Origin of the sequence: Kaistella faecalis (assembly GCF_019195395.1) — a bacterium.
GTDB lineage: Bacteria > Bacteroidota > Bacteroidia > Flavobacteriales > Weeksellaceae > Kaistella > Kaistella faecalis.
Genome location: NZ_CP078067.1, coordinates 1,355,835 through 1,371,842, shown reverse-complemented (window position 1 = coordinate 1,371,842; position 16,008 = coordinate 1,355,835). Strand labels below are relative to the sequence as shown.

At 38.8% G+C, this 16,008-nt stretch carries 12 protein-coding genes; 7 read left to right on the top strand and 5 right to left on the bottom strand.

Features of this window, described 5'->3' with window-relative positions; genetic code table 11:
• The first annotated feature begins 125 nt into the window (after positions 1-125).
• From KTV93_RS06560 to KTV93_RS06540, 5 genes are all read left to right on the top strand, one after another.
• Positions 126-890 (top strand): alpha/beta fold hydrolase, encoded by a 765-nt coding sequence (locus tag KTV93_RS06560; protein WP_218248162.1) that lies wholly within the window; start codon positions 126-128, stop codon positions 888-890.
• A gap of 54 nt (positions 891-944) precedes the next feature.
• A complete protein-coding gene (yihA, locus tag KTV93_RS06555; protein ID WP_218248161.1) occupies positions 945-1,565 on the top strand; it encodes a ribosome biogenesis GTP-binding protein YihA/YsxC in 621 nt (206 codons plus the stop codon).
• Positions 1,565-2,026: a GNAT family N-acetyltransferase gene (locus KTV93_RS06550; RefSeq protein ID WP_218248160.1), complete on the top strand. Its 462-nt coding sequence runs from the start codon at positions 1,565-1,567 to the stop codon at positions 2,024-2,026. Before yihA ends, KTV93_RS06550 begins: the two co-directional genes overlap by 1 nt.
• A gap of 135 nt (positions 2,027-2,161) precedes the next feature.
• A complete protein-coding gene (locus KTV93_RS06545; RefSeq protein WP_218248159.1) occupies positions 2,162-3,526 on the top strand; it encodes a T9SS type A sorting domain-containing protein in 1,365 nt (454 codons plus the stop codon).
• Positions 3,527-3,635: 109 nt separating this feature from the next.
• Positions 3,636-5,774, top strand: a complete 2,139-nt coding sequence (locus KTV93_RS06540) for a S46 family peptidase (protein WP_218248158.1) — start codon at positions 3,636-3,638, stop codon at positions 5,772-5,774.
• An 83-nt stretch (positions 5,775-5,857) separates the two neighbouring features.
• On the opposite strand, the gene msrA is transcribed toward KTV93_RS06540, so the two are convergent.
• The 5 genes from msrA to KTV93_RS06515 form a co-directional block, all read right to left on the bottom strand.
• Positions 5,858-6,508, bottom strand: a complete 651-nt coding sequence (gene msrA / locus KTV93_RS06535; RefSeq protein WP_218248157.1) for a peptide-methionine (S)-S-oxide reductase MsrA — start codon at positions 6,506-6,508, stop codon at positions 5,858-5,860.
• Between the two features lie 326 nt (positions 6,509-6,834).
• Complete coding sequence (locus KTV93_RS06530) at positions 6,835-7,803, bottom strand: ROK family protein (RefSeq protein ID WP_218248156.1); 969 nt, start codon at positions 7,801-7,803, stop codon at positions 6,835-6,837.
• A gap of 104 nt (positions 7,804-7,907) precedes the next feature.
• The gene (gene secA / locus KTV93_RS06525) at positions 7,908-10,979 is read right to left on the bottom strand and encodes a preprotein translocase subunit SecA (protein ID WP_218250508.1); all 3,072 of its coding nucleotides are present in this window, start codon (positions 10,977-10,979) and stop codon (positions 7,908-7,910) included.
• Between the two features lie 107 nt (positions 10,980-11,086).
• Positions 11,087-11,308: a DUF2795 domain-containing protein gene (locus KTV93_RS06520; RefSeq protein ID WP_218248155.1), complete on the bottom strand. Its 222-nt coding sequence runs from the start codon at positions 11,306-11,308 to the stop codon at positions 11,087-11,089.
• A 98-nt stretch (positions 11,309-11,406) separates the two neighbouring features.
• Positions 11,407-12,432 (bottom strand): GDP-mannose 4,6-dehydratase, encoded by a 1,026-nt coding sequence (locus tag KTV93_RS06515; RefSeq protein WP_218248154.1) that lies wholly within the window; start codon positions 12,430-12,432, stop codon positions 11,407-11,409.
• Between the two features lie 65 nt (positions 12,433-12,497).
• Between KTV93_RS06515 and KTV93_RS06510 the strand changes: the two genes are divergently transcribed.
• Positions 12,498-13,289, top strand: coding sequence for a DUF2797 domain-containing protein (locus tag KTV93_RS06510; protein ID WP_218248153.1), 792 nt, complete (start codon positions 12,498-12,500; stop codon positions 13,287-13,289).
• A gap of 69 nt (positions 13,290-13,358) precedes the next feature.
• Positions 13,359-16,007 (top strand): hypothetical protein, encoded by a 2,649-nt coding sequence (locus KTV93_RS06505; protein ID WP_218248152.1) that lies wholly within the window; start codon positions 13,359-13,361, stop codon positions 16,005-16,007.
• Position 16,008: the final 1 nt, after the last annotated feature.

Sequence of the window (16,008 nt, the reverse complement as noted above, 5' to 3'; positions counted from 1 at the left end):
TTTAGAAATATTTCAAAAAAGCAGTCAGTTTTTTCCTGAAAATTTTTATTTTTATTGAAAATTCGGTCATCTAAATAATAGTTGGTCTTTAATTTGTATTTTTGCAGGGCTTAGTAAGCATTCCTATGAGATTTATTACGAAAAAAGAAAAAAAATACTCTTTCATTGAAGCTGGAGAAGGGCATCCGTTGATTCTATTACACGGACTAATGGGAGGATTAAGCAATTTTGACAAAACGGTAAAATTTTTTTCAGAAAGAGGGTATAAGGTTTTTGTACCTGTACTGCCTATTTATGAATTGCCTGTTTTACACACCAATCTTACTACGATCGCGAAATATGTAGCGAAATTTATTGAAGAAAAAGCAGATCAGCCTGTAACTGTTGTAGGGAATTCAATGGGTGGGCATATTGGCCTGATCCTCACTCTTGCCAGGCCGGAACTTGTTGCGAACTTGGTTCTTACAGGAAGTTCAGGATTATACGAAAGAACTTTTGGTGACAGTTTTCCGCGTAAATCCGATAAAGAATACATCAGAAAAAAAACCCAGGAAGTGTTTTACGATCCAAGCGTCGCTACAGACGAGTTGGTAGATGAGGTTTTTTCGGTCGTTAACGACAGAATGAAGGGTATTAAAACGGTTATGCTTGCAAGAAGTGCTATTAAACATAATATGTTGCACGATTTGCCGAAAATTACAAAGCCGGTATGTCTCATCTGGGGGAAAGAAGATAATGTTACGCCACCGGAAGTTGCGGTAGATATGAATAAATTCCTGCCTAATTCAGATTTGTTCTGGATTGAAAATTGTGGACATGCCGCGATGATGGAAAAGCCCGATGAATTCAATGAAATTCTGTACAGTTGGCTGCAAAAATTAGAAAAATAAGGTGGGAGTTTTTAACTTCCATTTTTTATTTAATTAAATTTGAAAAAAAATAAAATGGTTATCAAGACAGCAGAGTTTGTAAAGAGTAGTGGGAGATGGCAGGATTGCCCGGAGGCTAACTTGCCGGAGTATGCATTCATCGGCAGGTCGAATGTGGGAAAATCATCGCTGATCAATGCGATGCTGAATCATAAAGATCTTGCTAAAACGTCTCAAACTCCGGGAAAAACACAGCTAATTAATCATTTCGTCATCAATGAATCCTGGTATCTTACGGATTTGCCCGGTTACGGCTATGCCCGAGTATCAAAAAGTATGAGAAAGGATTTTGAAAAACTGATTACCAACTATATATTGAACCGGAAAAATCTGGTTAATCTCTTTGTGCTTGTAGACGCAAGGCATACCCCGCAAAAAATCGATATTGAGTTTATAGAATGGTGTGGCGAAAATGGAGTGCCGTTTTCAATTGTTTTTACAAAGGCAGACAAAGTAAAACCCAATACAGTTATTACTAACGTAGGAAACTATAAAAACGAACTTCTTAAAACCTGGGAAGACCTGCCCGAAATTTATGTTACTTCTGCTGAAAAGAAGGAGGGAGGCGATGCGATTCTTAAATTCATTTCTGATACCAATACTTTTTTAACTAATAATAAAGTCAATTTTCAGTAATGAAAGAATTGATCTGGAAAATTAAAACCTTTGATGAACTTTCCACAAAAGAATTATATGACGTTCTTAAAATCCGTCAGGAAGTATTTATTGTAGAGCAAACCTGCTATTATCTGGATGCAGATGGATACGACGAGATGGCGGTTCACATTTGGGCTGAAAGAGAAGGAAATGTATTGGCGTATTGTCGAATTTTTGATCTCGGAATAAAATATGCGGAAGCCTCCATCGGCAGAGTGCTTACTCATCCTGACCACCGGAAATTAAGATTAGGCAAAATATTAGTAAAGTTGGCGCTCGGTACAATTGAGTCCCGCTTCAGAACCAATGAAGTTAGGATTTCGGCGCAGGATTATCTCTTGGCTTTCTATTCGGAATTTGGATTTGTTGATACAGGAAAAAAATATCTCGAAGATGATATTCCACATACCGAAATGTTAAAGTCTCATCAGCTTATTTGATTCATATTTATTCATACTCAATCTAATTCTTTAATTTACACCAAAATCATCTCTAAGCTAAAAAAACGACAATATAGTTTGTGTATCGTTTAGGATTTATATACTTTTACAGAAAATCATTAAACTTTAAAGATTATGAAAAAACTTTTACTTACTGGCTTTGTACTAGCCGCCATGGTGTCTCAGGCTCAGTCTTGGGTGCCGCAAGGGACAAAATTCCCCGCTAATTTCGGGGTAGACGAGATCGATATTGTTGACGCCAACACTGTTTGGATTTTTGCTTACGATGGATCGGGAGCGGGGACTTATCCTAAAATTGTTTCACGTACCACTAATGGCGGAACTACCTGGACTGCTTCTAATATTACAGGGCCTGGATCAAATGCATTAGTTTCTGATTTATCAGCGGTTGATGGCAACACTGCCTGGGTGGTTACAGCTCCTTTTGCTGCAGGTACCAATGCCAACAGAATCTGGAAAACTACAAATGGTGGGACAAGCTGGACTCAACAAACTGTTGGATATACTTCAGGCTCCTTTGCCAACCATGTATATTTCTGGGATGCCAATAACGGCTGGACGAGTGGTGATCCGCTTAACGGAAAATTTGAAATGTTCAAAACTTCTAACGGAGGAACAACGTGGACTGCAGTTGCTGGTGCACCAACCCCGGACAATGGGGATGATTTTACTTATGTAGGCCTTAAGGAAGTTGTAGGAGACAATATTTGGATAGGAACAAGTATTGGCCGTATTTTACGTTCTACAGACAGAGGAAATACCTGGACAGGAAGTTATAGTCCGGTACTTGATTTTGGAGGTGTAATAACTTCCGGATCATCTGGCTCCTATGCTTTCAAAGATGCTAATAATGGCTTGCTGCTGGCTGTTGACGGAGCAGACTCACCTGCTACTACTACGGCAGGACTATATGCTTCAGATGATGGAGGCGCGACCTGGGATCTTTTGACTCCAAACGGAACCTGGTTTTTTGGAGATATAGCCTATGTGCCTGGAACAGCAAATACCTACGTAAGTACCGGGATTAGTTCGAATGCACCACAAGGTGTTGGTTCTTCCTATACTACAGATGGCGGTTTAAACTGGACAATCATTGATAATATTCCAGGAATTGACGGCGGACAGAGAGGTAAAGTATCATTCTTAAATCCTACTACCGGTTGGGCAGGTTTCTTTTCAGATGGACCTACTGGAAGTGAGGGAATCTTTAAGTTCAGCGGTAATTTAGCACTTGGAGTTTCTGATAACACAGTAAAATCTAACCTGAAAGTTTATCCTAACCCTGCTACCGATATCGTTAATGTTTCTTCCAACAAGAAAATCGAGAACATTACCGTAATTGATATGACAGGTAAGAAAGTTCAGTCTTTCAAAGCGGGTAACCAGATCAATGTCTCTTCTTTACCAAAAGGAACTTACATTCTTCAGGTATATTACGGCGAAGGTGCTGTAGAAAACACGAAGCTTATCAAAAAATAATTTTTGATATATATAATAAGGAATGGATGAGGCAACTCATCCATTTTTTTTGTAGAAAAGCTGTATTTCAAATGATTTTCATAAATTAGCCTATTAAATAATTTTATAAATGAAAAGAATATTTTTACTGCTCACATTCATGCTGAGCTTTGTACAGTTGAGAGCCGATGAAGGGATGTGGCTGATGACGATGATTAAAAGACTTAATGGAGTTGATCTTAAAAAACAAGGTCTGAAACTTACACCGGAAGAAATTTATTCCGTGAACAACTCCAGCCTGAAAGACGCAATTGTGCAGTTTGGTGGTGGGTGTACCGCAGAGATGGTATCTAAAGAAGGTTTGTTATTTACCAATCACCATTGCGGATATGGAAATATCGCAGCACTTTCCACACCTGAAAAGGATCATCTGACTAACGGATTCTGGGCAATGAAAAAAAGCGAGGAACTTCCTGCGAAAGGCCTTTCTGTTAGGTTTTTAGTAAGAATGGATGACGTTACCAAACGCATCAACGCTAAACTAAATAATAGCATGTCTGCAGACGAGAGAAAAGCAGTAATCGATGCTGAATATAAAGCAGTACAAGCCGAAAATTCTGAAAACGGAAAATACAGTGTTGTAGTAAGAGATTTCTTTAACGGAAATGAATTCTATTATTTTGTATATCAGGATTTTAAAGATGTAAGATTGGTAGGTACGCCTCCAAACTCCCTGGGTAAATTTGGTGGCGATACCGATAACTGGGAGTGGCCAAGACATACTGCAGATTTTTCTGTGTTCAGAGTGTATGCTGATTCTAACGGAAACCCGGCAGAATACTCTCCGAACAACGTTCCGATGAAGCCTAAACATGCGCTTCCTATTTCGCTTAAAGGATACAAACCTGGCGATTTTGCGATGATTGTTGGCTTTCCTGGAAGAACTAACAGATACCTGACTTCTTTCGGGATCGAACAAATGGTGAATAAAGACTATCCGGCTTGGGTAGAAGCCTCTAAAGTAGCAATGGATGTAATGAAGAAACATATGGATGCTGATCAGGCAACCAAATTAGATTATGCTTCTCAGTACGCATCTGTGGCAAACTACTGGAAAAACAGACAGGGAACTATCGATGCTGTGAATAAAAATGGAACCATCGCTGACAAAAAAGAGTTAGAAGCAAAATACATGACCTGGGCACTTCTTCCAGAAAACCAAGCAATGTATTCAGGCGTTTTAACAGATATTAAAGCAAATTATGCACAGTTTTCTAACAGAAACGTTGAGAGAAACTATTCTTCTCAACTTCAGAGAAATGCCAAATATATTCCGGTAGCATATCAGCTGGGTTCACTATTGAAAACTTATGCAGATCAGGATGCCAATGGTAGAGCAGCAATGAAAACTAAGGTTACAGATGCTATCGACAGAATGTATGACGGATTTAATGTTAAACTGGAAGGAGAAATGCTTAATTCCATGGTAAATCTTTACCAACAGAGAGTAAGCAAAGGCGACTCTTCACCCACCCTATTGGCTGCAGATGCTAAAAATCTTTCAACGATGGCATACTCATCAATTTTCGCAACGAAAGAGTCGGTAATGAATTTTGTTGAAAATCCGGACCGTCTTAAAATTGATGCAGATCCATTGCTTAAGCTGGCTAACGGATTTGTTGAAGATCAGAAATTGGGTGCAGAAAAGTATGCTAAAGTTGACGAAGCATTCGCTAAAAACAGCAGAATCTTCTTAGATGGTTTAAGAAAATCACAACCGGAAAAAGCATTCTACCCGGATGCGAACTCTACGATGAGACTTACAACCGGTTCTATTTCTACCTTACCTGTAAGAAGCGACCGTAATTACGCAGGAATCAAAGCGAAAAACAATTATTACACAGAGATTAACGGAATGGTAGCCAAATACAAAAAAGGCGACGAAGAATTTGATCTTCCACAGGATTTCCTTGATTTGGTGAAAAGAAAAGACTTTGGCCAGTACGCTGACAAGAAAGGCTTTATGCCGGTAAACTTCCTCTCTAATAACGATATTACCGGTGGTAATTCAGGTTCACCGATTTTAGACGGACAAGGCAACCTTCTTGGTCTTGCATTCGACGGTAACAGTGAAGCACTGAGCGGTGACATCATCTTTGATGAGAAACTTCAAAAGACCATCAATGTTGACGTAAGAATGGTTCTTTGGATCATCGAAAAGTACGGTAAAGCAGGTCACCTAATCAGTGAAATGACTTTAGTAAAATAAAAACATCATAGTAAATGTAAAGCCCGCTGATTTCAGCGGGCTTTATTTTTTATACTAAAAAATCGGAGAATTTTCTCTGTCTTTTATTCGGTCTCCGGTTCCAGCATGCCAAGTTCGCCGTAATGCTTTTTGAACTTCGCTATTTTAGGTCCTACTACCGCACTGCAGTAAGGTTGGGTTGGATTATTGTTGTAATACCCCTGATGGTACTGTTCTGCTGGCCAGAATTTTTCGAATTTCGCCAGTTCTGTCACATATTTTCCGTTCCATCTTCCGGAAGTTTCTGATGCTTTTAACGCGGATTCTGCTTTATGTTTTTCTGCATCGTCTTGATAGAAAATTACTGAACGGTACTGCGTTCCGATATCATTTCCCTGTCTGTTCAATTGTGTGGGATCGTGCAGGAAAAAGAAAACATCCATCAGCTGTTCGTAAGAAATAATTTTCGGGTCGTAGGCAATCTGTACTACTTCCGCATGACCGGTTTCTCCTGTGCAAACCTCTTCATAAGTTGGGTTGACTTTATGTCCGCCAGAGTATCCTGAAATTGCTGCATCCACCCCTTTCAGCATATTGAAACAACTTTCTACGCACCAAAAACAGCCGCCACCGAAGGTGATATATTCTAAATTCTGTTTATCCATTTTTACATTTTTTGTTAAAGGTTTCTTCGTCTCCTGACCATTGCAAGAGGTCAACATTAGACCCATCAAAAATACTAAAATCTTATTCATTTTTTAATAACGCTTTTCTATGATAAAAATTTTAATTCATAATGATATTTAATTGTGAATGCCGGATAAATGCCAGTTCTGGTGAATTGATTAGGCTCACATTTGAGGCTAAATATCTCAAGGATGAGCTTCTAAGCCTCAAAGTTGAGCCTCTGAACCTCAATTTTAAGGCTCCGAACCTTAAGTTTGAGGTCTATAACCTCAAATTTACGGCATACACCCTCAATCATAAGCGATTGGACCTCAAAAATTGGTTTGGTAAGCAAAATTAAAAAGAACACCCCCTTATTGAGATGTTCTTTTATTTATTTTAATACAAAGCTATTTTACTTTTCCCATACCAATGCACTTGCGCCAAGAATGGCCGCGTCTGCCTCGTCTAATTCACTGAAAACAAGTCTGACTTTGTTTCTGAAAATCGGTAATAGGTTGCGCTCCATGTGCAGTTTTGTAGGTTTCAAAATGAAATCACCTGCTTTAATCACACCACCGAAAAGAAGGATGGCTTCGGGTGAAGAAAACATCACGAAATTCGCCAACGCTTCACCTAATTTCTGTCCGGTATATCTAAACACTTCAATTGCGGTAGGATCGCCTTTTAATGCGCATTCGTAAACCACCTTAGAATCTATTTCCTCTTCAGGATAAGAGTTCAGCATAGAATCGGGGAATTCTGCACGCATTTTTTTAGCGGTGATCGAAATTCCTGTGGCAGATGCGTAAGCTTCCAGAGAACCTTCAGAACCCGTACTCCAGTGTTTTCTTCCTCCGGGTTTTACAATGGTATGGCCAAGCTCTCCCGCAAATCCGTCGTGTCCGTAAATTAAGCTTCCACCGGAGATAATTCCGCTTCCAACGCCGGTTCCCAGAGTAATCATGATAAAATCTTTCATCCCTCTGGCAGCCCCAAACATCATTTCACCTAAAGCTGCGGCATTGGCATCATTGGTCATGGTACATGGAAGACCGAACTTTTTCGTCATTAATTCTGCAAATGGAACAATACCTTTCCAGCGAAGGTTAGGTGCCTGTTCAATGGTTCCGGTATAGTAATTTGCATTGGGTGCGCCCACGCCAATGCCATCAATCTGTCTCTGGCCACAGTGCTTTTTCATCAGCGGTGAAATGGTGGTGTAAAGTGCATCGATAAAATCTTCTACTCTTTCGTATTCATCGGTTCTGATACTGCCTTTTTCAAGGATTTCGCCACGGTGATTTACAAAACCGTATTTGGTGTTTGTTCCACCGATATCGATTCCTAATGCAACCTGTTTAGACAAATCTATTAATGCCATTCAAAAATAATTTAGACATTAAAAATACAACAAATTCACATTAGGTTAACAAAAAAACTTCCCCAATAATGGAGAAGTTTAATGATATTATTCAGTATAAACTGTTATGCCGGGATCTCGCCTTTGTACAAAAACGATACAATTTCTTTGTTCACTTTTTCTACCATTTCGCTGAAAAGATAGAAAGATTCCTGCTTATAAATTACCAATGGATCTTTCTGTTCGTAAACAGCACCTTGTGAGGAACGTCTTAAATCATCCATTTCTCTGAGGTGAAGTTTCCAGTTTTCATCAATAATTGCGAGTGAAATGTTTTTCTCGAAATCATTGATCAAAGAATCACATTTTGTTTCGTATGCTTCTTTTAAGTCGGTAACGATGGTCATTGTTTTTACTCCATCGGTAAACGGAACCTGAATCATCTTGAACATAGAGCCCTGATTCTGGTATACATTCTCAATGATTGGGAATGATTTTTCTTTAAGAAGTTCCAGCTTCATTCTGTAATCTTCTGTAGCCGCCTTGAAAAGAATATTGGTAAGTTCTGCAACCTGTTTGGTTTTGAATTCGTTCTCGGAAACCGGAGCTTCCATGGTGAAATGCTTGATGATTTCGTACTCGAATTCTTTATAATCGTTTTCAAGCTTGGTTTTGCTCACGATCACCTGCGAAACATCGAAAATCATGTTTGAAATGTCATATTTCAAGTGATCTCCGAAGAGTGCATTCTTTCTTCTTTTGTAGATTACATCACGCTGTTTGTTCATTACGTCATCGTACTCCAAAAGTCTTTTTCTTATTCCGAAGTTGTTTTCCTCTACTTTTTTCTGGGCTCTTTCGATGGATTTTGAAATCATTCCGTGCTGAATTACCTCACCTTCTTTATGACCCATTCTGTCCATCATCTTGGCGATTCTTTCAGAACCGAAAAGGCGCATCAGATTGTCTTCCAGAGAAACATAAAACTGAGAACTTCCCGGATCTCCCTGACGTCCGGCTCTACCTCTTAACTGGCGGTCAACTCGACGTGAATCGTGTCTTTCAGTACCGATAATTGCCAAACCTCCGTTCTGTTTTACTTCGCCCTGAAGTTTAATGTCGGTTCCTCTACCCGCCATGTTGGTTGCTATTGTTACAACGCCAGGTCCACCAGCTGATGCTACAATTTCCGCTTCCCGGGCGTGGAGTTTCGCGTTAAGTACGTTGTGCTGAATTTTTCTTAACTGCAGCGCTCTTGATAATAATTGAGAAATCTCAACCGAAGTTGTCCCAACCAATACCGGTCTTCCGGCGGCGGTTAATCTTTCAATTTCTTCGATTACTGCGTTATATTTTTCGCGGTTGGTTTTGAAAACCAAATCCTGTCTGTCATCTCTCTGGATCGGTCTGTTGGTAGGAATTACCACTACATCCAGTTTATAAATCTGCCAAAGTTCGCTCGCTTCAGTTTCCGCTGTTCCGGTCATCCCCGCAAGTTTATTGTACATACGGAAATAATTCTGAAGCGTAATGGTTGCAAAAGTTTGGGTTGCAGCCTCAATTTTTACATTTTCCTTAGCTTCGATCGCCTGGTGAAGTCCGTCGGAATAACGTCTTCCTTCCATAATACGTCCGGTTTGCTCATCTACGATTTTTACTTCGCCGTCGATAACAACATACTCATCGTCTTTTTCGAATAAAGTGTAAGCCTTTAGTAACTGACTTAACGTATGTACTCTTTCAGATTTTACAGCAAACTCGCTGAAAAGTTTTTCCTTCGCTTCGAATTCTTCTTCTTTGGTCAGGTTTTTTGATTCAAGTTCTGCGATTTCAGTTCCGATATCATTTAAAACGAAGAAATCTTTGTCTTCGTTTCCGGCGGACATATATTCTACCCCTTTATCGGTAAGATCGATCTGGTTGTTTTTTTCGTCGATAACGAAGTAAAGGTCTTTATCAACCTTTGGCATATCTCTGTTGTTATCGGCCATATACTGTCCTTCCGTCTTTTGAAGAAGGGCTTTATTTCCGCTTTCGGAAAGGAATTTAATTAATGGTCTTGATTTAGGTAAGCCTCTGTAAGCCTGAAGTAATTTGAAACCGCCGTCTTTTGTATTACCGTTGGCGATAAGTTTTTTCGCTTCGTTAAAGATTGCGGAAACGGTTTTTTTCTGAATTTCAACGATTCTGTCAACAGAAGGTTTCAGTACATCAAATTCCTGACGGTCTCCCTGTGGAACCGGTCCGGAAATAATCAGCGGAGTTCTGGCATCGTCTACCAAAACAGAATCTACCTCATCAACAATCGCGAAATTTAGTTCGCCCTGTACAAGTTCTGTAGGCGAAGTAACCATATTATCTCTAAGATAATCGAAACCGAATTCGTTATTGGTACCGTAAGTAATGCTCGATTGATAAGCCTTTCTTCTCGAATCAGAATTGGGCTGATGAAGATCGATACAATCGATAGTTAAGCCATGAAACTGATAAAGAGGTCCCATCCATGCGGAGTCACGTTTTGCAAGGTAATCATTCACGGTAACTACGTGAACACCTCTTCCTGGCAGCGCATTTAAGTAAATCGGTAAGGTTCCTACTAATGTTTTACCTTCACCGGTTGCCATTTCGGCAATCTTACCGCTGTGAAGCACAACTCCACCAATGAACTGTACATCGTAATGTACCATATCCCAAACTACAGGAGTTCCGGCAGCATCCCATTTATTCTTCCAAATAGCAATGTCGCCCTGTACTTCAACGAAGTCCTTAGTTGCGGCAAGTTCACGGTCGAGATCGGTTGCTGTGACGCGGATTTCGCCGTTTTGGGCAAGTCTGCGCGAGGTTTCTTTAATTAAAGCAAATGCTTCCGGAAGGATTTCACTCAGAACTTTTTCTTCAACCTGGTAAGAATCTTTTTTAAGCTGCTCTACCTTTGTGAAGAGTTCTTCTTTCTCATCAACATTGGTAGCGTTTTTAATCTGCTCCTTAACTTCTTCTATCTGGGAAGTAATATTGGCTGTGGCAGTTTTTATTTTTTCTTTGAATTCTGCAGTTTTTTCTCGCAAACCGTCATCAGTAAGTTCCTGAATTTTTGGCTCTACTGCCTTTATTTTACCAACCACTTTTTTTACTTCTTTCAGGTCGGTCGTATTTTTATCACCAAGAAAACCTTTAAGAACTTTGTCTATAAAACCCATAGTATTTGCTTTCGGCTGCATGCGCGGGCATTCAGCCATTTTAAGATTTTAATTTTTAGAATTTTTCTAAAATATAAAAACCGGCTGCAGACAGCCGGCTGCGTTTTTTAATATTCGTCTTCGTTCCAGAGATAGTCATCATCTGTAGGATAATCGCTCCAAATCTCGTCAATAGCGTCATAAACCTCTCCTTCATCTTCGATGGCCTGAAGATTCTCTACCACCTCCATTGGTGCGCCGGTTCTAATTGCGTAGTCAATAAGTTCAGACTTGGTCATCGGCCAAGGTGCGTCGCTTAAATATGAAGCCAGTTCTAATGTCCAATACATATAATAATTTTTTGCAAAAGTATAAAATTAGGCGACATAAAAAAGGTTTTTGTCGCTGAGTTTCAATAAACTTTGATTTTTATTTCAAAATTTTTTCATCAACCATTTCTCAAAAACCATTCCACAAACTTTTTTGTGCCATTTTGGAAATGAGTGGTGGGATGATAGCCTATTAAAGCCCTTGCTTTGGTAATATCTGCATTGGTTTTGTCTACATCGCCGGGTTGCGGTGGCAGAATTTTTTTTATTGATTTTTTTTCTAAATGTTCCTCCAGAGTTGCGAGCATTTCATTCAGGGTAATAACTTCGTTTTCACCGAGATTGATGATTTCATAAACCTTTTTATTTCGATGTAAATATTGAATTGATTTCATAATTCCATCGATAATATCATCGATATAAGTGTAATCTCTGGAGGTAGATCCATCACCATAAAACGGAATTTCCGTATTGTCATTAATCAGTTTTGTAAACTTGTGAATCGCCAGATCCGGTCGCTGTCTTGGCCCATAAACAGTGAAAAACCTCAGCTGTATTATATCGATTCCGTAAAGATTATGATACACATGACCCAGAATTTCAGTGCATTTTTTGGTTGCTGCGTATGGTGAAATGGGTTGATCTACATTGTCGGTTTCAGAAAAAGGAATTTTAATATTGTTTCCGTAAATACTTGAGCTGGAAGCATTAATGAATTTTTTAATTTTATATTCCCGGCAAAGTTCCCACAGATTCATTGTGCCTTTCACGTTTACTTCTTCATATTCCAAAGGTTTTTCTATCGAAGGTCGCACGCCCGCCAAGGCTGCCAAATGAATTACAGCATCAATTTTATGTTTGGCGAATATTTTTTCAAGGCCGTCTTTGTCGCGAATGTCCTGATAATAAATGTGATAGTGTTTCTTTGAAGTTTCGAAAACGAGTTTTTCAATGTCATGCTCCTTATTATGAAACGAAAATTCGAAAGGTTTTCCTACGGACTCCAAAGTATTTCTGATTTTTATCCTGTAATCATAAAAATCATCAAAATTGTCAATATTAATGACAGAATGTCTGTTTTTCAGTAAATGTTCTACCAGATGCGAACCGATAAAGCCGCTTCCACCGGTAACTAAATATTTCATCTTTGTTTTTTAGTCTTACAAATTTAATTAAATTCAAATCATTATTTTTACTGAAATATTCAAATATGCAGTTCTCCGGACAAATCCTGAAAATGACAACGCAAAACGCGAAACCCATTCAATATTTCCTGAATCTTTCCCATGACCTTATTAATATGAATCAGCTCATCGGGAAAACTCTAAAATTAAAACATATCGGTTACGAATGCGTAAACTGCGGCAGCGGAGAAAAGATTTACCGCATGGGATTTTGTAAGAAATGCTTTTTTGAAAGTCCATATGCAAGTGATACGATCATCCGTCCGGAACTTTCAACCGCGCATTTGGGTATAGGAGAGCGAGATTTGGCAGTAGAAGAAGCAATTCAGTTACAGCCCCACATTGTGTACCTGGCTTATACAGGAGATGTAAAAGTAGGAGTTACCCGCCATTCCCAAATTCCGACCCGGTGGATTGACCAGGGTGCTACTTTCGCGCTTCCGATCGCTAAAACCGACAACCGTTACGAAGCTGGAATGATCGAGGTCGCGCTTAAAGAGCATCTTGCGGATAAAACCAACTGGCGCAAAATGTTGGAAGATGATTTCGAAGATGATTTGGATCTTGCCGACTTCCGCGAAAAGATAAAAGATTATTTCCCGGATAATTTCAAAAACTTCTATTCAATGGAACATGAAATGCTCCGCCTCGATTATCCTTATGAGGCTCCTGAAAAAATAAATTCATTCACCCTGGACAAAAAACCTGAATTCGAAGGTGTTTTAAAAGGAATAAAAGGACAGTATCTTTCTTTTGAGGGCGGCAATTTTATAAATGTTAGAGGACACGAAGGGTATGTGATTGATTTGGAAATTTAAGATTACAGTTTTTTAAATTTCCTTTGTTTACCTGCGAACTGATTGGCACAGAATTTAATCTTCAAAAAAATGAAGAAAAACTATTTTAGGATTTTACTGAGGATCTTAGGAATTCTGTTTCTGCTTATTTTAGTGGCAAACTTCGGAATTAATTTCTGGCTGAAAAGCAAACTGCCAGGCTATATTAAAAACAATTCCGATTACAAAATTTCTTACCATTCGCTCGACGTGGATTTAGGTACCGGAAATATTTTTGCTTCGGGAATTACGGTGAACAATAAAAATCCTGAAAACCAAAATGTAATAAGAATACAGGGAACGGTCGATACGTTATCGGTTTCTAGGCTGGGGATTTATGACGCCCTGTTCAACAAACGCATCAACAGCTCTAATCTGCTGCTTCGAAATCCTAATCTCAACATCATTCTGGCGAAACCAATTAATGATAAAACAGGGAAAAAATGCAATCCTGTAGTTTTTCAAAATCTTAAAATCAGTGGCGGCACCCTGCAGGTGTTCAAACATACCAAACAGAAATTTTTATCGGTTCAGGATCTTAACCTTAATGTAGAAAATCTGCAGATGACTGAAGAATCAGTTGAAAACAAACTGCCTGTGGTTTTTGACCAGTACGATATCAATGGGAAGAACTTCTTTTTCCGTCCTGATCCTGTTTATGCAGTCACCGCTAAACATATTACGACGAAAGAGCGGAAAATGAGTCTTGTAGATTTTACGGTAACTCCGCTGCTTTCACAAAGAGATTTCATTAGGTTTTATCCGGCGAAAAAGAATCTTTACGATTTCAAAACCTCTGAAATGCAGTTTACAGATATCGCTCTGGAAGGCAATAAGGTAATGCTGGCCAATGCGGTTTTTAGTAATCCCGAATTACAGATATTCACTACGAACGCAAAAGCCGCTGCCCAGAAAGATTTCACCTATGATGTTAACATGAAGCAGGTTTTAATGAAGAATGCAAAAATAACTGTTCTGAAACCCAATGGCACTCCCCGTTTAAATGCTGAAAATATCAGTCTTGATATTAGTAAGTTCCTTATGAATGGTGATACTTCTAAAGATCCGCTTCCATTTCAGTATGCAGATTTTAAAATTTCAGGAAAAAACATAGGTTTCTCCTCAGAAACAGAAAGTATGCAGATTGCGGCAGTTTCTCTAAGTCCGAAAGCGGTTGATCTCGGAAATATCTCGATAAAGCCAACTCAGTCAAAATCTGATAAAACACTGATGGATTTAAATGTGCGGAGAATTAATCTTAAGATCAATGAATTCAAATTTGTAGAAAATAAGCTTAAACTCAATGTAGAAAATGTTTTGGTAAGCACTCTAAACGGTAAGATTTCGGCTGCAGACAATCCTACAAAGAAGCAGGCAGATTTTAAGGGAATTCATTTTCCTTTGATTATTAAAAATATTGCGATTCAAAACTCCAATTTGGTTTACGATAAAGGTGGCCGTCCGTTGGTTTTTAATGATTTGAATGCGAAAATCCAAAACCTGGAAATGAATGCAAAGACTGCAAAAAAGGAATTTCCTTTCAAAACCGGTTTTTACAGTGCCACAACAAGAAACTTCAGTTACAGAACGCAGTTCTACAATTTATCAGCTTCGTTATTGAAATTCAGTAAAGACGGAGCGCAGATTTCTAATTTTGTGATGAAGCCGACGGTTTTCCGGGCTCAATATATCCGTATGGTTCCGACGGAAAAGGATTTATACGATCTCAAAGTTAACCAGATTTCATTGAAAGGAAACTGGGATTTATGGTCGGCTCAAAAATTCATCGATGCCTCCCAGCTTACGCTGACGGGGATGAATGCGAATATCTTCCGCAGTAAAATTCCCAAAGATGATTTAACTGAAAAACCACTTTATTCTAAATTACTGAGAACCATTAAGTTTCCTTTATATATACAGAATACAGAGGTCAAAAATTCGGTTCTGGAATATGAGGAAGACACAAAAAAGTCGGACGGACCGGGCAAACTTACTTTCAATAATTTCAACATGAACGTAAAAAATCTGAATTCAGGAAAGATGAAAGGCAAACCGACTCAGGTCCCGATAACTATAAGCTGTCTATTTATGAACGCGTCGCCAATGAATGTGAGGTGGGATTTTGATACAGCAAACATGAGCGACGTTTTTAGCATTGCAGGAAATATTGCCGATCTGCCTGCCTCGCGTGTTAATCCTTTTATTGAACCTTATCTGAAAATCCGTGCAACAGGATTGATCTCGGATCTGATTTTTAATTTCAAAGGAAACAATAAAGGTCTGAACGGAATTTTAAATATGAAACATCAGGATTTACGGGTTTCGGTATTAAAGGAAACAGGTGAGAAAAACAAAATATTATCCGCAGTAGCTAATATTTTTGTGAAGACAGATTCAGGAAAATATCCAGAGTCGGTTCCTGTTGATAATATTATAAGAGATCCCTCTAAATCTTTTTTTAATCTCTTCTGGAAAGGTATTGAAGAAGGTTTAAAGAAAACGCTGATAGGGAAAAATGTTGAAAATACAGAGAAAAAAGTGAAGACTACTGTTGAAAATACAAAAACGGCACTTGAACAGAATAAGACCGATATTAAAGAAACAAAGCAGGAAGTAAAAGAAAAAGCGCAGCAAACAAAGGAAAAAATTAAAGAGAAAGGGGTTCTCCGAAATATTTTCAAGAAAAAATCCGAAAACTGAT